This is a genomic window from Pseudoxanthomonas japonensis (genome assembly GCF_043632995.1).
Classification (GTDB): domain Bacteria; phylum Pseudomonadota; class Gammaproteobacteria; order Xanthomonadales; family Xanthomonadaceae; genus Pseudoxanthomonas_A; species Pseudoxanthomonas_A japonensis.
The window spans coordinates 584917-610970 of the sequence record NZ_CP171632.1 but is presented as its reverse complement, the minus strand read 5'-3'; the positions used below and the strand labels follow the sequence as shown (position 1 = coordinate 610970).

22 protein-coding genes and 1 pseudogene are annotated in these 26054 nt (G+C 68.8%); 4 read left to right on the top strand and 19 right to left on the bottom strand.

Going from position 1 to position 26054, the window contains the following annotated elements; genetic code table 11:
- From ACGHX3_RS02660 to ACGHX3_RS02650, 3 genes are all read right to left on the bottom strand, one after another.
- Entirely contained in the window at positions 1 to 198 is a 198-nt protein-coding gene (locus tag ACGHX3_RS02660) for a zinc-finger domain-containing protein (protein WP_062357310.1), read from the bottom strand.
- Positions 199 to 359: 161 nt separating this feature from the next.
- On the bottom strand, positions 360 to 938 hold the full coding sequence (locus tag ACGHX3_RS02655) for a YceI family protein (RefSeq protein WP_394696309.1): 579 nt from the start codon (positions 936 to 938) through the stop codon (positions 360 to 362).
- 25 nt (positions 939 to 963) lie between these two features.
- A complete protein-coding gene (locus ACGHX3_RS02650; RefSeq protein WP_162337142.1) occupies positions 964 to 1551 on the bottom strand; it encodes a malonic semialdehyde reductase in 588 nt (195 codons plus the stop codon).
- A gap of 123 nt (positions 1552 to 1674) precedes the next feature.
- Between ACGHX3_RS02650 and ACGHX3_RS02645 the strand changes: the two genes are divergently transcribed.
- Positions 1675 to 2652, top strand: coding sequence for a mitochondrial fission ELM1 family protein (locus tag ACGHX3_RS02645; protein ID WP_394696308.1), 978 nt, complete (start codon positions 1675 to 1677; stop codon positions 2650 to 2652).
- Positions 2653 to 2758: 106 nt separating this feature from the next.
- Here the strand turns inward: ACGHX3_RS02645 and glnE are convergent, their stop codons facing one another.
- The 4 genes from glnE to ACGHX3_RS02625 form a co-directional block, all read right to left on the bottom strand.
- The gene (glnE, locus tag ACGHX3_RS02640; RefSeq protein ID WP_394696307.1) at positions 2759 to 5572 is read right to left on the bottom strand and encodes a bifunctional [glutamate--ammonia ligase]-adenylyl-L-tyrosine phosphorylase/[glutamate--ammonia-ligase] adenylyltransferase; all 2814 of its coding nucleotides are present in this window, start codon (positions 5570 to 5572) and stop codon (positions 2759 to 2761) included.
- Positions 5573 to 5778: 206 nt separating this feature from the next.
- Positions 5779 to 6447, bottom strand: a complete 669-nt coding sequence (gene lipB, locus ACGHX3_RS02635; protein ID WP_394696306.1) for a lipoyl(octanoyl) transferase LipB — start codon at positions 6445 to 6447, stop codon at positions 5779 to 5781.
- Positions 6435 to 6713, bottom strand: coding sequence for a DUF493 family protein (locus tag ACGHX3_RS02630; RefSeq protein ID WP_192310976.1), 279 nt, complete (start codon positions 6711 to 6713; stop codon positions 6435 to 6437). The genes lipB and ACGHX3_RS02630 overlap by 13 nt, the downstream gene beginning before the upstream one ends.
- Positions 6714 to 6812: 99 nt before the next feature.
- The gene (locus tag ACGHX3_RS02625; protein WP_394697222.1) at positions 6813 to 7727 is read right to left on the bottom strand and encodes a CsgG/HfaB family protein; all 915 of its coding nucleotides are present in this window, start codon (positions 7725 to 7727) and stop codon (positions 6813 to 6815) included.
- Between the two features lie 261 nt (positions 7728 to 7988).
- Here ACGHX3_RS02625 and ACGHX3_RS02620 point away from each other — a divergent pair, with 261 nt between their 5' ends.
- The gene (locus tag ACGHX3_RS02620; RefSeq protein ID WP_394696305.1) at positions 7989 to 8855 is read left to right on the top strand and encodes an EamA family transporter; all 867 of its coding nucleotides are present in this window, start codon (positions 7989 to 7991) and stop codon (positions 8853 to 8855) included.
- A 56-nt stretch (positions 8856 to 8911) separates the two neighbouring features.
- On the opposite strand, the gene ACGHX3_RS02615 is transcribed toward ACGHX3_RS02620, so the two are convergent.
- From ACGHX3_RS02615 to ACGHX3_RS02580, 8 genes and pseudogenes are all read right to left on the bottom strand, one after another.
- A complete protein-coding gene (locus tag ACGHX3_RS02615) occupies positions 8912 to 10111 on the bottom strand; it encodes a D-alanyl-D-alanine carboxypeptidase family protein (protein ID WP_313929474.1) in 1200 nt (399 codons plus the stop codon).
- A gap of 115 nt (positions 10112 to 10226) precedes the next feature.
- A complete protein-coding gene (locus ACGHX3_RS02610; protein ID WP_394696304.1) occupies positions 10227 to 11393 on the bottom strand; it encodes a septal ring lytic transglycosylase RlpA family protein in 1167 nt (388 codons plus the stop codon).
- A complete protein-coding gene (mltB, locus tag ACGHX3_RS02605; RefSeq protein WP_394696303.1) occupies positions 11390 to 12529 on the bottom strand; it encodes a lytic murein transglycosylase B in 1140 nt (379 codons plus the stop codon). Before mltB ends, ACGHX3_RS02610 begins: the two co-directional genes overlap by 4 nt.
- 132 nt (positions 12530 to 12661) lie before the next feature.
- Complete coding sequence (rodA, locus tag ACGHX3_RS02600; RefSeq protein ID WP_394696302.1) at positions 12662 to 13798, bottom strand: rod shape-determining protein RodA; 1137 nt, start codon at positions 13796 to 13798, stop codon at positions 12662 to 12664.
- Positions 13799 to 14160: 362 nt separating this feature from the next.
- Positions 14161 to 15999, bottom strand: a pseudogene (mrdA, locus tag ACGHX3_RS02595) (penicillin-binding protein 2); the annotation flags it as partial.
- Positions 16000 to 16002: 3 nt separating this feature from the next.
- The gene (mreD, locus tag ACGHX3_RS02590) at positions 16003 to 16488 is read right to left on the bottom strand and encodes a rod shape-determining protein MreD (protein ID WP_162337152.1); all 486 of its coding nucleotides are present in this window, start codon (positions 16486 to 16488) and stop codon (positions 16003 to 16005) included.
- Entirely contained in the window at positions 16485 to 17684 is a 1200-nt protein-coding gene (mreC, locus tag ACGHX3_RS02585) for a rod shape-determining protein MreC (RefSeq protein ID WP_394696301.1), read from the bottom strand. The genes mreD and mreC overlap by 4 nt, the downstream gene beginning before the upstream one ends.
- Before the next feature lie 169 nt (positions 17685 to 17853).
- The gene (locus tag ACGHX3_RS02580) at positions 17854 to 18900 is read right to left on the bottom strand and encodes a rod shape-determining protein (RefSeq protein ID WP_055937350.1); all 1047 of its coding nucleotides are present in this window, start codon (positions 18898 to 18900) and stop codon (positions 17854 to 17856) included.
- 315 nt (positions 18901 to 19215) lie between these two features.
- On the opposite strand from ACGHX3_RS02580, the gene ACGHX3_RS02575 reads away from it, so the two are divergent.
- Together ACGHX3_RS02575 and ACGHX3_RS02570 are read left to right on the top strand one after the other, a co-directional pair.
- Entirely contained in the window at positions 19216 to 20148 is a 933-nt protein-coding gene (locus ACGHX3_RS02575) for a carbohydrate kinase family protein (protein ID WP_162337154.1), read from the top strand.
- Between the two features lie 143 nt (positions 20149 to 20291).
- Positions 20292 to 21743, top strand: coding sequence for a diguanylate cyclase (locus ACGHX3_RS02570; protein WP_394696300.1), 1452 nt, complete (start codon positions 20292 to 20294; stop codon positions 21741 to 21743).
- A 42-nt stretch (positions 21744 to 21785) separates the two neighbouring features.
- Here ACGHX3_RS02570 and ACGHX3_RS02565 read toward each other — a convergent pair whose 3' ends face one another.
- Genes ACGHX3_RS02565 through ACGHX3_RS02550 form a run of 4 tightly spaced genes read right to left on the bottom strand, consistent with a single transcriptional unit; the run spans position 21786 to position 26046 of the window.
- A complete protein-coding gene (locus ACGHX3_RS02565; RefSeq protein WP_394696299.1) occupies positions 21786 to 22421 on the bottom strand; it encodes an HAD family hydrolase in 636 nt (211 codons plus the stop codon).
- Positions 22412 to 23149 carry a hypothetical protein gene (locus ACGHX3_RS02560; protein ID WP_394697221.1) on the bottom strand — a complete coding sequence of 246 codons (738 nt, stop codon included), beginning with the start codon at positions 23147 to 23149 and terminating at the stop codon, positions 22412 to 22414. The genes ACGHX3_RS02565 and ACGHX3_RS02560 overlap by 10 nt, the downstream gene beginning before the upstream one ends.
- A 2-nt stretch (positions 23150 to 23151) precedes the next feature.
- Entirely contained in the window at positions 23152 to 24129 is a 978-nt protein-coding gene (locus tag ACGHX3_RS02555) for an alpha/beta fold hydrolase (protein WP_394696298.1), read from the bottom strand.
- 3 nt (positions 24130 to 24132) lie between these two features.
- Positions 24133 to 26046: a M1 family metallopeptidase gene (locus tag ACGHX3_RS02550; RefSeq protein WP_394696297.1), complete on the bottom strand. Its 1914-nt coding sequence runs from the start codon at positions 26044 to 26046 to the stop codon at positions 24133 to 24135.
- Between the last annotated feature and the right edge of the window lie 8 nt (positions 26047 to 26054).

Here is a 26054-nt window from a genome sequence, read left to right as displayed (position 1 = left end):
TCAGTCGGCCAGGACGAAGTGCGAACCGCAGTACGGGCACTGCACTTCCCCGCCTGCCGCGTCCTCGATGGCCAGGTACACGCGCGGGTGCGAGTTCCACAACGCCATCGACGGCAGCGGGCAGCTCAGCGGCAGGTCGGCGCGCGACACGGTGTAGCGCTTCTCGGCGTTGGCGGGCGCGGTGGCGGTCTGGCTCATGGCGTGCAGGCGGTCGTGGAACGAGGCGGCCAGTCTACCAGCCGGCGCCACGGCCGCCCATGGAACCGCCTCCGAAAAGGAAAACGCCGCCCGGCGTGGGCGGGGCGGCGAGTCCTTGCTGGCGGCACCCGGCGGGGGAGGAGCGCCGGATCGCAGCGGGTTTACTTCTTCGCGTCGGCCGTGGCTTCGGTGGTGATCTTCAGCGCGACCTCGTCGCTGACCATCGGGGCATACGCGCCCACGTCGAAATCGCTGCGCTTGACGGTGGCCGTGGCGTCGAAGCCGATCGCCGGCACCTTCTTCATCGGGTGCTCGCCCGCCTTGTTCAGCGTCACGTCCAGCACCACCGGCTTGGTGATGCCCTTGATGGTGAGGTCGCCGGTGACCCTCAGCTTGCCTTCGCCCGCAGCTTCGACATTGGTGCTCTTGAAGGTGGCGGACGGATACTTGGCGGCATCGAACCACTTGTCGCTGGTCAGGTGGTCGTAGAACTGGTCGGCCAGCGCGCTCAGGCCGGTCAGCGGCAGCGTGACCTGCACGCTGGACTTGGACACGTCGGCGGCGTCGTACACCAGCGTGCCGTCGGCCTGGCCGAAGTTGGCGCTGGGGTTGGAGAAGCCGAAATGGTTCCAGCTGGCCAGCACGTTGGTGTGGCTGGGATCGATCTTGTAGGTCACCGGCGCCGCGAAGGCGGAACCGGCGAACGCGAACAGGGCGGCAACGAGCAGGGTCTTGCGCATGGGGATGTCTCCGGGTGGTGGGGTGTCAGAGGATGCGCGCGGCTTCGTCGAAGCCCAGGCGCGGGGAACGCGGGAAGATGCTGGCCGGGTCGCCATGGCCCAGGTTGACCAGGATGTCCGACTTGATGGCGGTGCCGGCGAAGAACGCCTCGTCCACCTTGTCCGCATCGAAGCCGGTCATCGGGCCGGCATCCAGGCCCAGCGCGCGCGCGGCGATGATCAGGTAGGCCGCCTGCAGGCTCATGTTGCGCAGCGAGGGCTTGCTGCGGTTCTCGCGCGGACCGTCGAACCACGCCTTGGCGTCGGTGTGCGGGAAGAGGAACGGCAGCTTCTCGTGGAAGTCCTCGTCGCGGCCGATGATGACGGTGACCGGGGCCTCCATCGTCTTCTTGTAGTTGCCTTCGGACAGCGCCGGACCCAGCTTGGCCTTGGCCTCGGCGGACTTCACGAACACGAAGCGCGCCGGCGTGGTGTTGGCCTGGGTGGGACCGAACTTCAGCAGGTCGTACAGCTGGCGCAGGGTGTCGTCGCTGACCTCGCCGGTGAAGGCGTTGTAGGTGCGGGCGGTGCGGAACAGCTGGTCGAGCGAGGCGGCATCGAGGGCGTGGGACATGGGTTACCTGTCGCAAGGAAGGGAAGCGCGTCGCGGCGGCACGGGCCGGCGCATCGGACAGGCAGTGTAGAGTGTCCTGACCATGGCAATATCCAATCGACCCGGAACGGATTGTTTTAACCGGTGGAACAAACACGCCCCCTCCAGGCCGATTCCCGCGGTCTCTGCACACTGACCGATGGCCACGCCGGCAACGTACGCCAGGCGCAGTCGTTGGCGCGTGCACTCGGTGGGCGCGCGTGGGACGTGACGCTGGAACCGCGTGCACCCTGGCGCTGGATCGCGCCCCACGCGCTACCCGCGGCGGAACACGCATTCGGTACGGCCTTCCACGCCTCATGGATGCATGCGCCCGCAGTTGCGATCGGCTGTGGTCGCCAGGCCGCGCTGGCGACGCGGCTGCTGCGCAGACGCGGCAGCCGCGTCGTGCAGATCCTCGACCCGCGCATCGATCCTTCGCACTGGGATCTGGTCATCGCACCGGAACACGATGGGCTCACTGGTCCAAACGTGCTGTCCCTGCTCGGCAGCCTGAACCCGGTCGACGATGCCTGGCTAGCCGATGCACGCGCCGCGTTTCCCACACTCGCCGCCCTACCCTCGCCACGGACGGCCGTGCTGCTCGGCGGCGACAGCGCGCACTACCGGTTCGATGCCGCTGCGTTCGCACGGCTCGCGATCCTGATCGATGACATGGCGGCGGATGGCAGCCTGCTGGTCACCACCTCACGACGCACGCCACCCGCCGTGATCGACGCCGTGCGCCGGCGCTGGGCACACCGGCCGCATACGCTCCTGTGGTGCGATCCGTCCGACGGCCCGAATCCGTATGCCGGCCTGCTCGCCTGGGCCGACCGCATCGTCTGCACACCGGAGTCGGTCAACATGCTGTCGGAAGCCTGCGGCACGCGTGTACCGGTGCAGGTATTCGAACCCGGTCGCGTCGGCGGACGTCCTCGCCGCTTCCTCGACGCCTTGCGCCAGCGCGGACGCATCCACGATCTCGCCGACGGATCGACGACGTTCGAGGGCGAGCCGCTGCGCGAGACCGCCCGCATCGCCGCCGAGGTGCGCACCCGACTGGGCCTCCTGCTCCCGTAGCTACGTTTCGGATGCTGCTGCCCCCTGACCCTGTGTAGGAGCGGGCCATGCCCGCGATGCGTCTGATTCGACATCAAGGCAAGCGCATCGCGGGCATGGCCCGCTCCTACAGCGGATCGAAGGCGAGTCCGTGTGCCGTCGTCGTCCGCATCACCACGGCGCGTGCCGTCGCCAGTCCTGCGTTCTCGACGACCAGCCTTGGACGTCTATCCAGCGTGCAGGCCAACCCCTCGGCGACGAAGGTCGCGTGCACCGCTTCCAGCGCATCGGCTTCTTGCGAAGACAGTGCGCCCGCGGTCGCCAGCGACCCGATGAGCCCCGGTGTATCGCGTGGCAGCAGCAAGGCGGGCTGCACCGTGGCATCGCGCAGCACGAGGTACTGGAGCAGGAACTCCAGGTCGACCAGGCCACCGGCACCCTGCTTCAGGTCGAAGCGGGCGGCGTCACTGCGGTCCAGCTCGCTGCGCATGCGCGCACGCATCCTGATCACCTCGCCACGCAGGACGTCGTCGTCGCGCGAGCGCGCCAGCGTCGTGGTGCGGACGTCCTCGAACGCCTGCAACAGCATGGCATCGCCGGCGACGCCACGCGCGCGTACCAGCGCCTGATGTTCCCAGGTCCAGGCACGCTCGCGCTGGTACTCGGTGAAGCTCGTCAGCGACGACACCAGCAGCCCCTTCGCCCCGTCAGGGCGCAGGCGCACGTCGACATCGTAGAGCCGGCCCGCCGCCGTCACCGCGCCGAGCAGCGCGACGATCTTCTGCGCCAGGCGGGCATACCAGCGACCCGCTTCCATCGGGCGGGCGCCATCGGATTCCGTGTCGGCCGGCGCATCGAACAGGAATACCAGGTCGAGATCCGAACCGAAGCCGAGTTCTTCGCCCCCCAGGCTGCCATAGCCGACCACCGCGAACCGGCCGTCCGCGACGATCCCGTGCGACGCGGCGACATCGCGCGTGGCGACCTGCACGACGACACGGACGACTTCGTCCGCCAGCCACGCCAGCTGGCGCACGCTGTCGCGCGCCGACTGGCGGCCATCCAGCGCGGCCAACGCGACGCGGAAGCTCAGCGCCAGGCGCCGCTCGTTCAATACGCGCAGGCAGGTTTCCGGATCGTCCTCGACCAGTGCGGCCTCGCACTCGGTCCGCAGTTCGTCGCGATCCGGCATCGGTCCGGAGACGCGCGTGTCGAGCAGCTCGTCCAGCAGCAACGGGTACTGCGCCAGGCGCTCGGACAGCAGCGCACTGCGTGCCAGCACGTCCACCAGCCGACCGAGCGCACTGGGCTGTTCGTCGAGCAGCGCCAGATAGCTGGCGCGACGCAGGATGGCCTGCAGCAGCGACAGCACGCGCCGCAGCGCGGCATCCGGCTGGGACGAGCGCGCACAGGCGTCGAGCAACGCCGGCACCACGCGATCCAGTCGCGCGCGCGCGCTGTCGGACAACGCACGCACGCCGCTGAACTGCGCGAACTCGCGCAGCGCGCCATCGGCACTGCCCGCATCCGCGAAACCGGAGGCCGCCAGCGTGTCCGCCTCGCCACCGTCGGGCAGCGCACGCCAGTAAAGCGCCAGGGCATCCGGCGCCGCATCGCGCTGCCGGGGCGCCAGCAGTTCGGCGAATTCGGCGGCCACGCGTGCGCGTTGCACGTCCAGGGCGGCGCGCAGGCCGTCCCAGTCCGGATAGTCGAGTCCACGCGCAATGCGATGGCGGTCCAGGGGATCTTCCGGCAGCGCATGCGTCTGCGCGTCGCGCAGCATCTGCAGGCGGTTCTCCAGCCGGCGCAGGAAACGATAGGCCTGCATCAGCGCATCGCCTTCCTCCACCGAGACCTGGCGCGCGGCGACGAGCGCCGGCAACGCGATGCGCAGGCGGCGTTCGCGCAGGGCCGGTTCGCGACCGCCGCGGATCAACTGCAATGCCTGCGCCAGGAATTCGATTTCGCGGATGCCGCCCGGCCCGCGCTTGATGTCGTCCGCCAGCTCGCGGCGCGCGACTTCGGCGGCGATCGCCGCCTTCATCTCGCGCAGGCCATCGAGCGCGGTGTAGTCCAGGTAGCGGCGGTAGACGAACGGGCGCAGCGATTCCAGCCAGCGCTCGCCGGCCTCGATATCGCCCGCCACCGCGCGCGCCTTCAGCCACGCATAGCGCTCCCAGTCGCGGCCCTCGCGCTGGAAGTACTGGTCCATGCCGGCGAAGGACAGCGCGACGCGCCCGGCATTGCCGAACGGACGCAGGCGCAGGTCGACGCGGTGGCAGAAGCCATCGACGGTCGGCTCGTCCAGCAGCTTCGCCAGCCGCTGGCCCAGCCGCATGAAGTAATCCTCGGCGGCCAGCGATCGCGCCCCGTCGGACTCGCCGCCCTGCGGATACGCGTAGACCAGGTCGATGTCGGACGAGAAGTTCAGCTCACCGCCACCTAGCTTGCCCAGGCCGAACACGACCAGCCGCTGCGCGCTGCCATCGGGCGCACGCACCACGCCATGGCGCTGCGCGAATTCCGCTTCGAGGGCTTCGAGTGCGGTCTGCAGGCAGATTTCCGCCAGCCGCGTGGTGCCGGCCAGCGTGTCGTCGACGGTGTCCAGGCCGTGCACATCGCGCCAGACCAGGCGCGTCGATTCCGCCGCGCGGTAGCGGCGCAACAGCTCCGGCCAGTGCGTGGTGTTGTCCGGCACCAACGCGGGCACCGGCCATGGCGCCGCGCCATCGTCGTGCAGCAATGCCGCCAGCAGGTCGGGCTGACGGCGCAGCGTTTCGAGCGCAAAGTCGCTGGTCGCGATGACACGCGATACGCGATCGATGTGATGCGTGTCGACCAGGAGGGCATCGACATCCGTCGATACGGCGCGCAATCGCACCAAGCCGCGTTCGATCAGGGCACTGCGTTCGGCATCGAGGGACGGGGTCGCATCATTCATGGCGACCGATTGTGGCATGGGGTGGCGCGACACATGCGATCAAAAATCGATGTGGGAGCGACGTGAGTCGCGATACGACCACGTGCGAAGGCAGCCATGCGTGATGCGCCCTGGAATACGCCAGGCCTGGATGACCTACGGCGGCAAGATTCCCTGGAAAGCCATCGCGACTGACGTCGCTCCCACAATTACATAACCAGTCCGCGCTAGGCGGCTTCGGAAAGATCCGGCAACGAGGTCTCGTGTTGCAGCGCGAGGCCAAACTGTTCCGCCATGTGCTTCAGCAGCACCGGCTTCACCTGGCCCATGCTGCCCGGGCCGCCGAGATCGGCCAGCGAGACGACCTGCAGGCCCTGGTAGCCGCAGGGATTGATGCGGTGGAACGGCTCCAGGTCCATCGCGATATTGAACGCGAGGCCATGGAACGTATAGCCGCGACGCACGCGGATGCCGAGCGCGCCGATCTTGGCGCCAGCCACGTACACGCCGGGCGCGCCGTCCTTGCGTTCGGCGTGGATGTTCCAGTCGGCGAGCGTGTCGATCATCGCCTGCTCGATCTTGCAGACATACTCGCGCACGCCGACCTTGAGGCGCTTCAGGTCGAACAGCGGATACGCGACGATCTGGCCGGGACCGTGGTAGGTCACCTGTCCGCCACGATCGACGTTGATCACCGGAATATCGCCCGCCGCGAGCACATGCTCGGGCTTGCCGGCCTGGCCGAGGGTGAACACGGGATCGTGCTCGACCAGCCACAGTTCGTCGGCGGTCGCCTCGGTGCGCGCATCGGTAAAGCGTTGCATCGCGCGCCAGACCGGCTCGTACGGCTGGCGGCCGAGCTCGCGGACGATGCAGGTCGCCGTCACAGCGTCCACTTCACTTCGGGATGGTCGCGCAACGCCTCATGGGCAGCGTCGTACTGGGCGCGGTCGTTGGCCTGGAAGCGGATGCGAACGGAGACGTACTTGCCGTTGGCCGAATGCTTCCAGCTGATGTCTTCGTGGACGACTTCCACGCCCTTCGATTCCAGCAGGCGCGGCAATTCGGTCTCCAGGCCGGTGCCCGCCGTGCCCATCGCGCTGAGCTCGAAGGTGCCGGGGAACTGGAAGCCGTGTTCGGGGTTGTCGGATTTGATTTCCATGCCCGGATTATTGGGACGCCGGCGGCGAAAGCCAAGCCGCACGCCCCCGGAACGACGAAGGGCCGCTTGCGCGGCCCTCCGTCACTGCAGCGCGGCGGTTCAGCGCGCCAGCTGCACCAGGCTGGACGAGACCCAGCCCTTGTTGCCGAGTTCGTCCTCGACTTCCCACATCACCCCGTCCTTGTTGCCGGTGGGGTACAGCATCATGCCCGGATCCAGATCGCGCACGGCCTTGCCGGTGCCCTTGGGATTGGCGAACAACCGGCCCGGCTTGGTCATCTCGACCGCCTGGTGGGCATTGGAAGCCGACGCATTGCCGGACAGGCCGCCCAGTTCGCTGACCAGGTTGGTGTAGGCCTGCAGGTAGGCCAGCGTGATGACCTGGCCGATCTCGGTGTTGGCGTAGCCGCTGGCACCGCCGCCGCCCCAGTGGCTGCCGGTGAACAGGCTGCCGCCCGCGCCCCAGCCGATGTCGGTCTTCTTGGCGCTGCCTTCGGCCATGGCGACCTGTTCGGACGAACGCACGTCGGTGACCGTCAGCACCACGTCGGCGGTCTTCTTCTTGAAGTCCAGTCCGCCGACCACACGACCGACGTTGCCGCCCATCAGCCCGCCCAGCAGGCCGCTGATGGCATTGCCGCCGGCGTTGCTGTTCTGCGAAATCAGGTCCGGCACCAGCACGTAGTCGGCCGCACGGATCTGTCCCTTGCCGATGTTCGAGCGATTGCGCAGTTCGCCACTGGCCGCGAGGTCACGCTCGGCCATCGCCGCACCCATGCCGACGCCACGATCCACCAGCGTGAAGCAGCGCGACTTGTTGACGAACACCTTGATCAGCTTCGACGGCGCCGGCAGCTGCTGGCCGCTCCACCAGTTCACGCCGTCCTCGGGCTCGATCACCGAGATGCTGCCCAGCGGCTTGGTGCAGGTCGGGATCTCCGCGGTCTGCTGCTTGCGCTGGTCCTGCGCACTCTGGCGCTGCGCCCAGGCGGGCGCTGTCGCAGCGGCCGCCATCAGCAGGCAGGCCGTCATCGTCATCTTCTTGCAGGTTCCCCTGTTCACGCGTGCTTCTCCTTGAGAATGATGGTGCCCGCACCCCGCGGACCTTCCGTTGCGGGCGTGGCCTGCCTTCGCGTGCCGGGTCGCCCGAACGCGATGATAGGCGAAGAATGCGGTTTCGCTGGATGAAAACGAAAAGAGTGACACCCAAAGGCCATCGGACGTGGCGCAGGGGGCGATGCGGCGATAATGCCGGCCCCATCCGCGAGGCCCGCCGTGCCCTACCTGCTCTCCAGCGTCGTCTGCAGCGTGCTGGTCTCGGTGCTGCTGAAGCTCATGCAGCGGCGCGGCATCGACACCGCGCAGGGCATCGCCTGGAACTACCTGGCGGCCTCGCTGCTGTGCTTCGCCCTGCTGGACCCGCCGCTGGCGTCGCTCGCCGCGCCGCACGCACCCTGGCCTGCCCTCGCCCTGCTGGCGGTGCTGCTGCCCGGCATCTTCCTGGCGTTGTCGGCCTCGGTACGCGCGGCCGGTATCGTGCGCACCGACATCGCCCAGCGCATGTCGCTGGTGCTGTCGCTGCTGGCCGCCTTCCTCTGGTTCGGCGAACGGGCCGATGCGCTGCGCCTGACCGGTCTCGCACTGGGTCTGCTGGCGATCGTGCTGCTCGTGCTGCGCCCGCGCGCCGCGTCCGCGGAAGCCGAAGGCGGCTGGACCGGCTGGGCGTTGCCGCTGCTGGTGCTGGTCGGCTATGCCAGTGTCGACGTGCTGCTGAAGCACATCGCCGCGGCCGGCACGCCGTTCGCCGCGTCGCTGCAGGTCGCCTTCATCGCCGCGTTCGTGGTGATGCAGGGCGTGCAACGGGTACGCAGCGCGCGTGGCGGTCCCGCCCTTGCGCTGCCGGCACTTGGGTATGGCCTGCTGCTCGGCGCACTGAACTTCGGCAACATCCTGTTCTACGTGAAGGCGCATCGTGCGCTGCCGGACAATCCGGCCGTGGTGTTCTCCACGATGAACATCGGCGTGGTCGTGCTGGGCACGCTGGCCGGCACGCTGCTGTTCCGTGAGCGGCTGAGTCGCATCAACCTGCTCGCCATCCCGCTGGCGATCATTGCCATCGCGCTGATCGCCAGTGGCCTGTAGGCGGAAAAGAAAAGGCCGGCATGCGCCGGCCTTTCTTCAGCGGGTGATGCGTCGGATCACTCCGACTCCCACCACATCCAGAACGCATCCCACAGGCGTTTGAAGAAGCCGGCTTCTTCGATCGGCGTGATCGCCACCAGCGGCGATTCCGCGACGACCTTGCCGTCGAGCGTGACCTTCACCGTGCCGATGGCCTGCCCGGCGGTGATGGGGGCGACCAGCGTCTTCGGCACGTCCATCGTCGGTTTCAGCTGCTCGTAGCGACCACGCGGCACGCTGACCAGCATCGGCTGCGCGACGCCCAGTTGCACTTCCTTGGCCTGGCCCTTCCACACGCGCTGCGTGGCGATGGCCTTGCCCGGCTCGTACAGGCGGTGCGTTTCGTAGAAGCGGAAGCCCCAGTTGAGCAGCGCCAGGCTGTCATCGGCACGCTGCTTCTCGGAGGTCGAGCCCATCACCACCGCGACCAGGCGCTGGTCGCCGCGCTTGGCCGAGCTCATCAGGCAGTAGCCTGCACCCGAGTGGTGGCCGGTCTTGATGCCGTCGACGCTGGCATCGCGCCACAGCAGCAGGTTGCGGTTCGGCTGGGTGATGGTGCCGACCGTGAATTCCTTGATCTTGTTGAAGGCGTACTGCTCGGGATAGTCGCGGATGAAGGCGCGGCCCAGCAGCGCCAGGTCGTACGCCGTCGAGTAGTGCTCCGGCGCGGACAGGCCGTGCGCGTTGACGAAGTGCGAGCCCTTCATGCCGATCTGCGCGGCGTAGTTGTTCATCAGCGAGGCGAAGGCTTCCTGGCTGCCGGCGGCGTGTTCGGCCAGCGCGATCGCGGCATCGTTGCCCGACTGCACGGCCATGCCCTTTTCCATGTCCAGCAGCGGCGCGGTCTTGTTGACGGCGAATCCACTGTAACTGCCGTCGGTACCGGCGCCACCTTCGCGCCAGGCGCGCTCGCTCATCATCACCTGGTCGTCGGGCTTGATCTTGCCGTTCTTCTGCTCGGCCGCCAGCACATACGAGGTCATGACCTTGGTGATGCTGGCCGGCTCGACGCGCTCGTTGTAGTTCTCGCCTGCCAGGACCTGGCCGGTGATGTAGTCGACCAGCACCCAGGCCGTGCCCACGGGCTTGGGCGGCGGCGGGATTTCCACGGCGGCGGCAGCCGGAGCGGCGGGTGCCGGGGTCGGCGCGGGGGTCTGGGCGATGGCCAGGCCCATGGCGGTGGTCGCGAGCGCGGCGAGGGCGAAACGGAACTTCATCGGCGGAAAACTCCTGGCAAGGCCGTGGGCCTGACGATTCAAGGCGAATATTGTAGGGAGACCAGCCGCGACGTGGGTTGGAAAGACGTAAAAAAGCCCCGGATGGAGGCAGGCCTTATTCGCGGACGATCTGCGGGCGTCCGAATCCCAGGCTCGCGATCCTGCCCGCCAGCGCTTCGGCCGAGGCGGCATCCGCCGCGCCCACGCGCAGCCGCCACAGCGGACGGTCCGCCCCCGGCACATCGCTGAGCCGCGCATCGGCGATGCCGGCGGCGGTCAGGCGCGCCAGCGCGCGGTCGGCGTTGTCGCGGCTGGAGAAGCTGGCGACCTGCAGTTGCACGGCAGCCGGCAATGCAGCGACCGGCGCTGCACCCGTGGGCACTGCAGGGGTCGGCATGGCGGTGCTGGCGACCACGGCAGGCGCAGTGGGCGCGCCCGGCTTGCCGGACGCCACGCGCACGCCGTTGGCCTTCATCCACGCCTCGAAACCGGCCGCACTCGGGGTATCGCCCGCTTTCGCCGGCACGTGGTAACGCGCCGCGTCTTTCGGCAACTGCCCGACCAACTGGTCCATCGCCGACGACGAAGGCACAGGGGCAGGCGCGGTGGCCAGCGTGCTGCCATCCGGCGTCAGCGCACGCACTTCCACGCGCCCGGTACCGCGCTGGGTGATGCCCAGCTTGACCGCGGCGGCGTAGCTCAGGTCGATCACGCGGCCCTCATGGAAGGGTCCGCGGTCGTTCACCCGCACCACCACCGATTGCCCGTTGTCCAGGTTGGTCACGCGCGCGAAGCTCGGCAGCGGCAGCGACTTGTGCGCGGCGCTGTACGCGTACATGTCGTACACCTCCTGGTTGGAGGTGCGGCGGCCATGGAACTTGTTGCCGTAGTACGACGCGGTGCCCTGTTCGACGTACCCGTCCACCTTGTCCAGCACGCGGTACTGCTTGCCCAGCACGCTGTAAGGCGACTTGTTGCCGATCGGCGAACGCGCTTCGGCGGTCACCGCGGGTTCGCGGATGCAGTCCAGGTCGGGCACGTGATCCGGTGTGGTATCCGACACGCCCGGCTTGTAAAGACCTCCGGCGGTGTAGTCGCCGCGCGTGGACAGGTCTTCCTGCGCCGGCGCGTAACGCGAGCAGTCCTTGCCGGCGATGCCGGGCGAAGGCTTCGCCGTCGACGGGCGGGTGATGCCGCCGGTCGATGGCGACGGGGACTTCTTCGGTGCCGTGCTGCACGCGGCCAGGGCTACCGCCAGCAGCGGCAGGGCCAGCCACTTCATGCCGGCGGGATCTCGCGGCCGGCGATCGCCTGCGACAACTGGTACACCGCCATCGCGTACATCTTGGAGTTGTTGTAGCGGGTGATCGCGTAGTAATTCTGGAAGCCCAGCCAGTACTGCTTGCCGTCGGCGCCATCCAGTTGGACCAGCGTCGCCGTGGCGTCCGGCGCCACCGGTTCGATCGGGCGATAGCCCTTCTCGGCCAGCTGCGCCAGCGTGTAATCGGGCGTCCACGTATCCGGATTGAACTCGGCGAACCCGTCCTGCAACTGCGCGCGCGCGACCACCTCACCGCCCGGCACCCAGCCACCGCGTTCACCGCCCTTCTTGCGGAAGTAGTTGGCGATCGAGGCGAAGATGTCCGGATACGTGGTGAACAGGTCGCGGCGACCGTCGCCGTTGCCGTCCACCGCGAATTCGCGGTAGCTGGACGGCATGAACTGGCCCAGTCCCATCGCGCCGGCATAGCTGCCGGTCAGCGACGCGATGTCGAGCTTCTCCTCGCGGCCCAGCGCGAACAGCTGCGCCAGTTCATCACGGAAAAACTGCTCGCGGCGATGCTCGTACGCGGCACGCGCCGGATCGCCGGTACGCGGATAACGGAACGCCAGCGTATACAGCGCATCCAGCACCTTGTGGCGGCCGGTGAAGCCGCCGTAGTTGGTTTCCACGCCGATGATCGAGACGATCACCTCGGCGGGCACGCCGTACTGCTGCTCGACGCGGGTCAGTTCGTCGCGATGCGCGGCGATGAATTTGCGCCCGCCGTCGATGCGCGCCTGCGTAAGGAAACCGACGCGGTACTCGCTCCACGGCTTCACCCGCTCGGCGGGACGCGACATGGCCGCGACCACGCTGTCGAGGAACTGCGCCTTGGCCAGCGTGGCTTCGATCTCGGCCGGGGCGATGCCGTACTTCGCCGCCGTGTCCTTGACGAACTGCGCACGCGCGGTGGGGAAATCGACCGGCTTCAGCGCTTCCGGCGGCACCTCGGCGACACGCTCGACCGAGGTTTCGGCCGGGGTTGTGGAAGCGGAAGCGGGAGGCGTCGCCGACGCGGCCGGCGGCGGGGGTTGCGGCGTGGCGCAGGACGCAAGGCCCAGCACCAGCAGACAGGAAAGTGCGTTTCGCATCATCGGCGCGAGGGTAGCACGCAGGGTGCGGAAAATCGTGAACAGCCCGTGGTGCAGGAGCGAGTGGAGAGGAGTGAGAAGTTAGGAACAGCAGAGCCCGCTTCTACTCACTTCTCACTCCTCTCCACTCGCTCCTCAATACCCGTGCACGGGCCGGTGCGCGCGCACCGCCATCACCAGCCCCAGCCCCGCGAGCAGCGAGACCGCCGACGTGCCGCCGTAGCTCAGCAGCGGCATCGGCACACCGACCACCGGCAGCAGGCCCGAGACCATGCCGCCGTTGACGATGACGTAGACGAACAGCGCCATCCCCAGCGTGCCGGCGAGCAGGCGTGAATAGGTGTCGCGCGCATCCATCGCGATCCACAGGCAGCGACCGACGACGAACAGGTACAGCGACAATGCCACCGCCACGCCGGCCCAGCCGAACTCCTCCGACAGCACGGAGAAGATGAAGTCGGTGGTGTGTTCGGGCAGGTAGTCGAGATGCGACTGCGAGCCCTGCCCCCAGCCCTTGCCGGTCCAGCCGCCACCGCCGATGGCGATCTTCGACTGCAGGATGTTCCAGCCCGCCCCGAGCGGATCGTTCTCCGGGTCGCGGAACGTCAGGATGCGGTTCTGCTGGTATTCGCGCAGGAACGAGAACCACGAGATCGGCGCGAACATCACCAGGCCCACCGCCGTGCCACCGAACACGCCCGCCGTGATGAACCACCACCACGACAGCCCGGCCAGGTACAGGCCGAACACGCCGCTGGCCGCGACCAGCATGGCGGTACCGAAATCGGGCTGCAGCAGGATCAGTCCGGTCGGCAGGCCGATCAGCAGCGCCGAGACGATCGTCGTGCGCCAGCCCGGCGGCAGCGGTTCGCGGTGCAGGTACCACGCCAGCATCATCGGCAGCGCGATCTTCAGCAGCTCCGACGGCTGCAGGTAGAAGAACTTCAGGTCGATCCAGTGCGCGCCGTGCTTGCCGGTGCCGATGAACAGCACCAGCACCAGCGGCAGCAGCGCGACCGCGAACACGCCCGGCGTCCACGCGCGCAAGCGCACCGGCGTCACGCGGGAGAGCGCCCACATCGCCACCAGCCCCACGCCGAAACGCACGCCCTGCGCCAGCACCAGCCGCGAGCCCAGGGCCTCGCCGCCGGCGCTGTACAGCACCGCCAGGCCGATGGCCATCAACGCCAGCAAGGCGCCGAGCAGCAGCCAGTCCACCGTGCGCAGCAGATGCCGCAGCAGGTCGAAACCCCAGCGCAGGAGATCGGTCATGCCGAAGCCCTCGAAGCGGAGGCGGTTTCGAACCCCTCTCCCCCCGGCGACCGAAGGAAGTCCCCGTGGGAGAGAGGGGTTGGGGTGAGGGTCGGGGCAAGCGCAACGGTGAACTTCCCATGCGAATCTGGTGCGAGCGCGGCAACGTCACCGCGAACATTGCGCATACGGTCTTCACCGACCCTCACCCCAACCCCTCTCCCGGGGGGAGAGGGGCTTTGAACGGGCACTCCGCCAGAGGGAGCGGGGCTCGGCATCTGACTCGGCGTCGGACTCGTCGGCTGCACGGGTGCCATCGTCGGCGATGCCGGCGGTGTCGCTGGCGTCGTGCCGACGGGCACGCCTTCCTCGCCCTCCTTCTCCGGCATCTTCCCCAGCAGATACGCATCGAAGATCTTGCGTGCCATCGGGCCGGCCGTGCTGCCGCCGTAACCGCCGCCTTCCACGGCGATGGCGATGGCGATCGTCGGGTTGTCGGCCGGCGCGAAGCCGACGAACAGCGAGCGGTGGCGCAGGTGCATCGGCAGGCTGCGCGGGTCGACCGCGGCGGTGCCGCGACGGCTGATCACCTGCGCGGTGCCGGTCTTGCCGGCCATCAGATAGGGCGCACCCAGCGCCGTTCGCCAGCCCGTGCCGCCGGGCTGCATGGTGTCCTGCATGCCCAGCCGCACCACCTCCACGTTCGCGGGATTCGGACTGATCGCGATGGGCGCCGGCTGTGGCAGCGGCTCCCACGGCCGGTCGAAGCCGTGCCGCACCTCGCTGACCAGATGCGGGCGCCGCATCTGCCCGTTGGCGATGCCGGCGGTGGCGCGCACCAGTTGCAACGGCGTGACTTTCCAGTCGCCCTGGCCGATGGCGACGTTGACAGTGTCGCCCGGATACCAGCGCTCCTTGCGCGATTTCAGCTTGGCCGCCGGCGACGGCAGGATGCCGCCGATCTCGCCACGCAGGTCCACACCGGTCGGTTGCCCGAACCCGTAGTGCTCCATGTAGTCGTCGAACTGCGCGATGCCCAGGTCCAGCGCCAGACGGTAGTAATACGTATTGACCGACTGCGAGATCGACTTGCGCAGGTTGGTCACGCCGTGGCCGCGCCGGCTGGCGTCGCCCCAGCCGCGGCTGGTGCCCGGCAGGTAGAACATGCCGGTGGAAACCACCGTGTCCTCCGGCTTGCGCTTGCCGCTGTCCAGGCCGGCCAGCGCGATCAGCGGCTTCAGCGTGGAACCCGGCGCCACGCCACCCAGCACCAGGCGGTTGAACTGCGGGCGCGACGGATTGTCGTTGAGCTGTTTGAAGTCCTTGCTGGAAATGCCGTTGACGAACAGGTTGGGGTCGTAGCTCGGCAGGCTGACCATCGCCAGGATTTCGCCGGTGCGCGGATCGACCGCGATCGCCGAGCCTTCCAGTTCGCCGAACGAATCGACGATGGCCTGCTGCAGCTTGGCATCCACGCTCAGCCGCAGGTCGGTACCCGCCTGCGCCGGCACGCGACCGACCACGCGCAGCGCGCGGCCTTCCACGTTGGTTTCGACCTTCTCGTAGCCGATCTTTCCGCGTAGTTGTTCGTCGTAATAGCGCTCCAGGCCGGTCTTGCCGATGTGGGTCAGGGCCGAATTGATCTCGCCCAGGGTTTCCAGGTCCTTCTCGTCGACGCGACCGACGTAGCCGACGATGTGCGCGAACAGCTCGCCGTACGGATAGCGCCGCGTGAGGTACGGCACCAGCTCCACGCCGGGATAGCGCCAGCGGTCCACCGCGAAGCGCGCCATCTCCTCCTCGGTCACGCGCAGCTTCAGCGTGATCGGGCGGAAGCCGCGCGTCGCCTTGCGCGTGGCCTCGAAGCGTTCGATGTCCTCGGGCGACAGCGCGATGATCTTCGCCAGGTCGGCGACCAGCTTCGCCGGCTCCTTGACCTTGTCCGGCGTCACGTCGAGGCGGAACGCCGGCACGTTCTCCGCCAGCAGCAGCCCGTTGCGGTCGTAGATGGTGCCGCGCCCGGGCACGACCGGCCGCGGGCGGATGCGGTTCGCTTCCGAGCGCGTGGCGTACTCGTCGTGATCGACCACCTGCAGCTTGAAATACCACGCACCCAGGCCGAGCAGGCACAGCGCCACCACGATGAAACCGGTCACCGCACGGCGACGGAACTGGTCGGCTTCGGCGTGCGGATTCTTGCCGCGCCGGCGGGCCCCGAGCATCGCTCAGCCCCGCCTGCGGCGACCCAGCCGCAGCGCGTCCATCAGCACGAACAGCGGCGGCCAGAACAGCATGCCCAGCAGCGGCGCCCACCAGTACTGCCAGGGCAGCGTGGGCTCGCCCAGCGCGAGGTGCACGACCGTGGTGACGATGCGGTCGTTCAACAACAGGCCACCGATCGCCAGTGCCTGCTGCGACATCGGAAAAAAGCGCAGCCGGGCGCGGAAGCGCTGCAGGATGAAGGCCATGATCAGCAGGCGCAGCGCCTGTTCGCCGAGCAGCGTGCCGAACATCAGGTCGGCGACCAGGCCGACGATGACGGCAAAGCCCAGACCGGCACTGTCCGGCGCCTCGATCACCCAGTACGCCACCACCAGCGCCAGCCAGTACGGGCGCAGCGGCTGCAGCGTGTCGGGCAGCGGCAGCAGGCCCAGCAGCAGCGCGACGATGATGCTCAGGGGCATCAGCCAGCCGGTACGGGCGCGGCTCATCGCTGCGGCTCCTGCGTGGTCGGGCGGGGCGAAGGCGGAGTATCGCGGTTGAGTCTTTCGCCGGCTGCGGGCGCGCGGCCGTTGAGCCCCTCTCCCGCCGGGAGAGGGGTTGGGGAGAGGGTCGGCACGTTCGCAGGGCGCGGGACTTGCGAAGAAGTGGGCGCGGGCGCGGATGCATTCTGCGCAGCCGCCCCGGTGCTGCCTTCGTCGGCCCTCACCCCAACCCCTCTCCCGGCGGGAGAGGGGCTTTGGGTCGCGGACGCGGCCGGTCCCGTTTCCGCCGTCCCGGCTGCGCCTGCCGCTGGTGCAGCCGCCTCAGGCAAAAACCGCGACGGATCCGCCGGCGGCATCGGCTGCGGTGGCGCGGACTTCAGCAGCAGCACGTCGCGGCCGCGGTCCAGGCGGGCGGCCGGGGTGACGTCGCCGACCAGGAAGGCGTGGCTGTCGTCCGGGCGCAGGGCAGAGATCCTGCCGACCGGGAACCCGGCCGGGAAGCGCCCGCCAAGGCCCGAGGTCACCAGCACGTCGCCCACTTCCACGCCGCTGTTGAGCGGCACGTCGGCCAGTTCCAGCAGGTCGCTGCGGCCTCGGCCGTAGACGATCAGGCGCACGCCGTTGCGCGCGACCACGACCGGCACGGCGTGGTCCGGATCGGTCAGCAGCAGCACGGTGGCGTGGGCGGGCGTGGTCTCGATGATCTGGCCCATCAGGCCGCCGGCATCGATAACCGACTGGCCGACCAGCGCACCGGCGCGGCTGCCGGCATCCAGTACCAGCCGCTGGCGACCGGGCGCCAGGTCGATGTCCAGGATCGGCGCCAGCTGCACGTCCAGCCCGCGCGAGGTCTTCACGCCGAGCAGCGCGCGCAGCTGGGCGTTGTCGGCCGCCGCGGTCTGCAGGCGGGCCAGCCGGGCGTTGGCGACCAGCATGTCGTTGCGCAGCCGCTGGTTCTCTTCGATCAGGCCGGTGCGGGTCGCCGCGTCGTCCTGCACGCGGGTCGTCACGCGACCGGGCAGGCCTGCCATCCACCACAGCGGCTGGGTCACCACATTGGCCTGCGCGCGCACCTGCGACAGCCAGCCGCCACGGTGATCGAGGATCACCAGCGCGATGGTCAGCGCCAGATAGCCGAGCAGGCGCAGCGTGCTGGCGACTTCACCGCGGGTGGCGACAGGGGGACCGGCGTAGGAAGGCATCAGGGCCGGGAATTGAGAATGGAGACTGGGGAATGGCGGAACGCACGTGGAGGGCATTCCGGATCGTGCGCCTGCGATACGGAGCGTGAAAGCGGTTGTGGGAGGGACGAATCAGACGCACGGAAAGGCGAAACGCCGATTCCCCACTCCCGATTCCCCATTCCCTGCCTCATTCCGGCGCGAAGAACTCGTTGCCGTGCATGTCGACCAGTTCAAGCGCCCGGCCGCCGCCGCGGGCCACGCAGGTCAGCGGATCGTCCGCCACCTGCACGTGCAGGCCGGTTTCCTCGCTGATCAGGCGGTCCAGGTCGCGCAGCAGGGCGCCGCCACCGGTCAGCACGATGCCGCGCTCGGCGACGTCGGCGCACAGTTCCGGCGGGGTCTGCTCCAGCGCCAGCTTGACCGCGCTGACGATGCCGGACAGCGGCTCGTGCAGGGCCTCCAGCACTTCGTTGGAGTTGATCTTGATCATCTTCGGCACGCCCTCGGCGAGGTTGCGGCCGGAGATCTCCATCTCCTGCACCTCGGCCTGCGGGTAGGCGCAGCCGATCTCCAGCTTGATGCGCTCGGCGGTGGCCTCGCCGATCAGCATGCCGTGGTTGCGGCGCACGTAGTTGGTGATGAACTCGTCGAAGCGGTCGCCGCCGATGCGGACCGACTGCGAGTAGACGATGCCGTTCAGCGAGATCACCGCCACCTCGGTGGTGCCGCCGCCGATGTCGATGACCATCGAGCCGCGCGCCTCGGTCACCGGCATGCCGGCGCCGATCGCGGCCGCCATCGGCTCCTCGATCAGGTAGACGTCGCGGGCACCGGCTTCTTCGGCCGATTCCTTGATCGCGCGGCGCTCCACCTGGGTGCTGCCGGCCGGCACGCAGACCAGCACGCGCGGGCTGGGACGCAGGAAGCGCGACTTGTGCACCTTCTTGATGAAGTACTTCAGCATCGCCTCGGTATAGGTGAAGTCGGCGATCACGCCGTCCTTCATCGGGCGGATGGTGGTGATGTGGCCCGGGGTGCGGCCCAGCATCTGCTTGGCCTCCGCGCCGACCGCCGCGACCGAGCGCGAGCCGCCGATGGCGCGATCCTGGCGCACCGCCACGACCGACGGCTCGTTCAGCACGATGCCCTGCCCGCGCACGTAGATCAGGGTATTGGCCGTGCCCAGGTCGATGGACAGGTCGTTGGAGAACATGCCGCGGAGCTTCTTGAACATCGGGGGACGGGTTCCTGCTGGGGGCTGGAAAATCGCGCGGGGCTGGCGATTTTTTGGGCAAAAACGAAGTCGGCTAGCCTAACAATCAGACCGACCAGCGGCAAGGAAAAATCTCGTGAATCCACGGGGAAAAACGCGGTTCGCTAGGCGCCCGCTCCACGCCGGGCGTCGCCGCGTCGCGGCACGGCGGCACCGGTCAAGACTGGCCGCAGACCGGCCCACCCGGTAACCTTCGCAGCGGCGCGCCGGGAATGGGGCGCACGTCCCGCTTTCCTGCGGCCCCGCGGCCGCTCCCGCCTCCAGCCGAGTCTGACGATGTCCGCACTGATCTGTGGTTCCCTTGCCTACGACACCATCATGGTGTTCCCGGACCAGTTCAAGAACCACATCCTGCCGGACAAGGTGCACATCCTGAACGTGTCGTTCCTGGTGCCGCGCATGCGCCGCGAGTTCGGTGGTTGCGCCGGCAACATCGCCTACAACCTCAAGCTGCTGGGCGGCGACCCGGTGCCGATGGCGACGGTGGGCCAGGACTTCGGCCCGTACCGCGAGCATTTCGTCGAGCAGGGCATCACGCTGGACCAGGTGAAGGTGATCGACGAGCTGTTCACCCCGCAGGCCTTCATCACCACCGACCACGACAACAACCAGATCACCGCGTTCCACCCGGGCGCGATGATGCGCAGCTACGAGAACCACGTGAAGGACGTGGCCGGCGTGACGTTCGGCATCGTCAGCCCGGACGGCCGCGAGGGCATGATCCAGAACGCCGCCGAGTTCGCCGAGGCCGGCATTCCCTTCATCTTCGATCCCGGCCAGGCCATGCCGCTGTTCAACGGCGAGGAGCTGCGCCATTTCATCGAACTGGCCGACTACGTGACCGTCAACGACTACGAGTCCAACCTGCTGCAGGAGCGCACCGGCTGGAGCGAGGCCGACATCGTCAAGCGGGTGAAGGCCTACATCACCACCCGCGGCCCGCACGGCTCGCAGATCCATACGCCCGAGAAGACCTACGACATCCCGCCGGCGCACGAGCGCCGCGTGACCGACCCGACCGGCTGCGGCGACGCGTTCCGCGCCGGCCTGATCTTCGGCATCGAGAAGGGCTACGACTGGCTGACCATCGGCCGCATGGGCAACCTGATGGGCGCCCTGAAGGTCGAGCACCCGGGCACGCAGAACCAGCGCTTCGACTTCGACGAGTTCAACGAACAGTTCAAGCAGCAGTTCGGCTACGCGCTGTAAGGAAAACGCCGGCCGGCGGCGGCACGAAGCCGGCGCGCACGCGCCATGGGTCGTCACCGTCCCACCTGTTTGTGCAGTAAGGTAAGGCCGGGGAACGGCCGGACCGGCTGCGCTCCGCGCAGTCGGCAACGGGCAGGGGCAGCATGGTCGCGCAGCATCGGCAACCTCCTCCGCAGGACGTCAGCATTCCTGCTTCGTCCGCCGCTGCCTTCCGCCAGCTCGCGATGCGGGCGTCCGGCGTCGCCGCCCTGGTCTTCCTCGCCAGCGGGCTCGGCATCCTGACCCGGCCAGACCACCAGCTGGCGACGTTCTGGCCGACCAATGCGCTGCTGCTGGGCCTGTTCGCCCGGCGCCCTGCCCTGGCATCGCCGGCCGGCTGGGCCGCCGCCGCTCTGGGCTACGTGGCAGCGGACCTGCTGACCGGCACCTCGCTCCCCACGACCTTGCGCCTGACGCTCGCCAACCTGGCCGGCGTGGCGGCGGGGTTCCTGCTGTTCCGCCACGTCCGCCAGGAAGACCGCCACCTGCAGCATCCCCTGTCGATGCTGGGAGTACTGGCGGTGTCGGCGGTGGCCGCGCTCGGCGCCAGCGTGGTGGGCGCGCTGACCTCGCACACGCTGGTCCGCATGGACATGCTGAAGGCCAGCGGCTTCTGGTTCTCGGCCGAACTGGTCAGCTACGTGGCGATCCTGCCGGTCGTGCTGCTGGCGCCCTCACCGACCGGCGCGGCCGCGCGCCTGGCGGAGACATGGACACGCCTGCGACGCCGGCCAGCCCGGCTGCTGCCATTGGCGGCGCTGGCGCTGGCGGTAGCGCTGGGCATGGTGATAGGCGGTCCCGGCGCCATCGCCTTCCCGGTACCGGCGCTGCTGTGGTGCGCGCTGGCCTACCGGCTGTTCACCACCGCGCTGGTCACCCTGCTGCTGTGCATGTGGACGCTGATCGCCATCGCGCATGGCGTGATCGACCTGCAGGTGCAGGCCGAAGGCCCGTTGCCGGTGATCTCGCTGCGCATGGGCATGGCGCTGCTGGCCGTGGCGCCGCTGACCGTGGCCAGCGTCAATGCGGCGCGCAACCGCCTGCTGGCCACGCTCAACCACGCCGCCGACCACGACGCGCTGACCGGTGCGCTGAACCGCAGCGCTTTCCTGCGACGCGGTCGCACGATGGCCGACCAGGCGCAGGCGAGCGGTACGCCCTTCGTCGCGATGATGCTGGACATCGACCACTTCAAGTCGGTCAACGACCGCCATGGCCACGCCGCGGGCGATGCGGTGCTGACGGCGTTCGCCACGCGCATGCGCGAGCACCTGCGCGACGACGGCCTGTTCGGGCGGTTCGGCGGCGAGGAGTTCGCGGCACTGCTGCCGGGCCTGGGGACGGGCGACGCACACCAGGTCGCCGAGCGCCTGCGCGCAGCGGCCAGCGAACCGATCGGCCTGGACGACGGCCGCGTGCTCGACATCACCGTGAGCGTGGGCTTGGCGTCGCCGTCGGCGGCGATGCCGCGGGATACGCTGGAACAGCTGCTCAGCCGCGCCGACGCCGCGCTGTACCGGGCCAAGGCGATGGGCCGGAACCGGGTAGTCGCCTGACGCATTCCGCCGCCTCGACGCCACGCTTTCGCTCCGGACGGCTCAGGCGTGCGCGTCTTCGCCGAGCGTGGCCAGGATCGCCGCACAGTCCGCCAGCCGCCACGTGGCGTCCACCGGCAGCTCCTCCTCGCGGACATTCACCAGCACGGTATGCGTGCCCGCGGCGCGGCCACACTCGATATCGAAGCGGTAGTCGCCGACCATCACCATCTGCGCCGGCGACACGTTCCAGCGGTTCGCGAAGTACAGCAGGCCATCGGGCGCCGGCTTGGGCGTGGCGTCGTCGCGGCCGATGATGTCGGCGTCGTCGAACGCGTCGCCCAGCCCGATCGCCGCCAGCGTGACGCCGGCCAGCGTCCGCGCGTTGCGGGTGAGGATGCCCAGGCGGCAGCCGCGCGCGTGCAGCGCGCGCACCAGCGCGACGGCGCCCGCCGCTGCCGTCGCCGCTTCGGCCAGCGACTGTTCGTGCCGCATCAGCCAGTCGTGCCTGGCGCGCGCCTCGTCCGGGGGCAGCATGGCCAGGTGGGCCAGGATGTCGGCGTCAGACGGGATGCCCAGCTCACGGCGTATCAGCGCGAAGTCGTGCACCGCTTCCGTCAGCGTGCCGTCCAGGTCGAACACCCAGTGGCGCAGGCTCGCCAGCGCCGGCACGGCGGCCGGCATCGGCGTCAATCCCATCCCGGCATCTGGCTGCCGTCCAGGCCGCCGGTCTCGAACACGGCCTTGCGCGGGCTGCCGTCCTTCACCAGGAACTCGACCTCCAGTTCCTTCGTCTTGCGCACGAGACGCCACAGGGCCTTGTCGTCGTCGATGAACATCGCGGTGGCCTCGTCGGTATCCGGCCGGTGGGACGCCATGCGCTTCGGTGCGGCACCGTCCGCGACCACGGTCACCTGGCACCGGCGGTAACAGGCCTTGGCGAAATCGCCGGCCTGCAGGACCAGGTAACTGCTGCGTTTCCACTCCGGATGGTCGCGGAACACCAGCTGCACCGGCTTGGCGCCGCTGCCGTCCACGTCCACCGGCTCCTTGCTGTAGATCATCGCCGAGCGCTGCGTGCCCTTGCCGGCCGGCACCTGCGCGTAGGCCCACAGCGCCTCCATGCGGCGCTGGTCGCGCACGCCCTCGGCCTTCTTCTTCACCTCGTCGAGCGACGGCCCGATGCGTGCGGCTGCCGTGCTCTGGGGGTACTGGTCGAGCAGCGCGATGCCGTGGATGCGCGCCATGTCCCAGTCGCCGGAGGCCGCGGCGCTGTCGTACTTCTTCGCCAGCTCATCGGCCTGCTGTTCCGTGGCGGCCGCCTGGGCCGCGGCAGCGGCGGCGCGTTCGGCCTCGCGGTCGCCGCAGGCGGACAGCGCCACGCCGCACGCCAGCGCCAGTCCCAGGAAATAGGTCGCGTTCTTCATCGTCATCGGGGGTTTCCTTGCTGGATCAGCCGGGCGACCGCGGCCGCCACGTCATCGGGTTTTTCCATGATGGACATGTGCCCGCAACCGTCCAGTGAAACCTGGAGCGCCTGCGGGATCTTCTCCGCGTACAGCGCCATCGCGCTGGGATCGATCACGCGGTCCTGCCGGCACCACAGCAGCAGCGTCGGCTGGCGGATCGAGGCGGCCATCTCGCCGGGCAGGAAACGTTCGTTGCTGCGACCGATGCGGTCCAGCACCTGCTGCTCGAACGGTGCCTGCGCGATGCGCCAGTCGATGACGGCCTTCGACGCGGGCCAGGGAATCGCGGGCTGCGCGGCACGGTCGTGGAAGACGGTATCGAGGTAGCGCTGCAGCGAGGCCGCGTCGTACACCGCGAACGGATTGCGCCCGGCCAGCACTTCCAAGCCGAAGGCGTTGTCGGCGAACCGCACACCCGCCGCGTCGATCAGCGCGACGCGCGCGACCAGGTCGGGTTGCTCCGCCGCCGTGATGGCCACGATGCCGCCACCCATCGAATGCCCCACCAGCACGATGGGGCTGCCGTCGCGGCGGATCGCACGCAGGAACGCCCCCAGCCGCGCCGCCTGCGCCTTGAAGCCGTAGTCGGCGCCGTCGATGCGCTGGCTTTCGCCCCAGCCGGGCAGGTCCGGGATCACCAGCCGGTAACGGTCGCGCAGGCGCGTCGCCAGCGGGTACCAGTTCTCCTTGCCGCCGGTGAAGCCATGCACCAGTACCACGGTCGGCGCGGCGGGATCGTCGGCCTCGCGCGTGTCGTAGACCCAGCGATGGTCGCCCACCACCACCTGCCGCGCCGACAGGTCGATCCACCAGCCCTGCAGCGCCAGCCCGTTGCGCAGCGGCGCCATCGGATCGCGCCAGATCCACACGGCCACCGCGCAAACAAGAACGGCCGCCACCAGGGCGACCGTCCGTGTGCGGGTCAGGCGCAACGCCATGCCTTACTGGCCTGCCGACGCCTTCGCCAGCAGCGCCTCGACCGACCCGGTCGTGATCGGGTGGTAGCCCGGCCTGGCGCGCGCGAAGCTTTCCTTCGCCAGCGCGAGGCCTTCCGGCGTCTTCACCAGCTCTTCGTAGATCGGCATGATCAGCTTGCGGCGACCGACGCGCTCGATGAACCTGGCGATCTCCGGGCGCGCCTCCACGTAACCGCTGCGGATGGTCAGCGGATACCAGCGCATCGCGATCTCGCCGTTGGCCGTGCCGGTGAAGTGGTAGGCGTCATCCAGCTGCTTGAGCTGTTCGACCGTCAGCGTCTCGCCCATGCCTTCGAGGAAATGCACCCACTGCTGGGTCACCCAGGCGTCGGTCAACTGCTTGTTCGGCAGCTGGCCGCTGCCCTGCCAGGCGATGCGCGCGGTGTCGGTATTGGAGAACCCGCGCGACTGCACCTGCGGCGCGGTGGCCGGAATGCCCGTGCCGTACACCCAGGCCTGGATCTCCGCGTCGGAGACCAGGTTGGGATGCTTGTCGAACAGATTCTTCTTTGCGTAGTCCAAGAACTGCTCGGTGGTGATGCTCTGGAACGCGAAGTGGTCGAAGTAGCCGCGCAGGAAGGCGTCGAACTCCTGGCGGCCGAAACGCTCTTCCAGGAACTGCAGGAACCACGCGCCCTTGTCGTACGACACCGCGCTGAGCGCGTCGTCGGCGTCCAGCTGCGTGCCCGGCTTGACCGCCAGCGACTGCGTCGCTTCGGGCATCGTGCCGATCTCCTTCTTCAGCGCATTGCGGGCGATGGCGTACTCCATGCTCGCGGTTTCCTTGCCGTACAGCGCCTCGACGATGCGGTTCTCGACGTAGCTGGTGAAGCCCTCGTTCAACCAGCCGTGCTTGGCGCTGGAGAACGTCACCAGGTTGCCCGACCAGCTGTGCGCCAGCTCGTGCGCGATCAGCGAGACCAGCGTCTTGTCGCCGACGATGACGGTCGGCGTGATGAAGCTCAGGCGCGGGTTCTCCATGCCGCCGTACGGGAACGACGGCGGCAGCACCAGCATGTCGTAGCGGTCCCAGCGGTAGGGGCCGTACAGCTGCTCGGTGGCGGCGATCATCTTCTCGGTGTCTTCGAACTCCTTCGTGGCCTTGTCGACCATCGCCGGCTCGGCCCACACGCCGCTGCGCGCGGAGATCGGCTTGAACACCAGGTCGCCGGCGGCGATCGCCATCAGGTACGACGGGATCTTCTGCGGCATCTTGAACGTGTAGTCGCCGTCGCGCACGGCGGCCGGATCGTTGTCGGCGCTCATCAGCACCATGACGTCCGGGCGCGAGGTCACGTGCGCGCTGTAGGTGTAACGCACCTGCGGCGTGTCCTGCAGCGGCACCCAGCTGCGCGCGTGGATCTGCTGCGACTGGCTGAACATGAAGGGCAGCTGCTTGCCTTCGGTCATCTCCGGCGTCAGCCACTGCAGGCCCGAGGCCTCGGGCGAGCTGGTGTAGGTGACGCGGACCTTGGTGTTGCGGGCCGGTGTCTCGATGGTCAGCTTGCTGCCCAGCACCGGATCCTTGGCGGCCAGCGCGTACTGCAGCGGCGCCCAAGCATTGCCGGCCTCGCCTTCGACCTTCTCGATCGTCAGGTCGCGCGTGTCCAGCACCAGCTGGGTGGCGGCCTTGTCCTTCCAGTCCAGCGTGTAGGTGGCGGTACCGCCGATGGTCTTCGCGTCGAAGTCGACGGCGATGTCCAGCGCCAGATCGTCGATGGCGACCTTGCGCGGTTCGGCGTAGGAATGCTCGTCACGATCGACGGGCGTCTCGACGGCGGGCTTGGGCGTGGCGGCCACGGGAGCGGGTTCGGGTTCCTTGGAACAACCGGCCGCCAGCACGGCGGCGCAGGACAACAGCAAAGCCAGAGAACGCATCAGGGGAC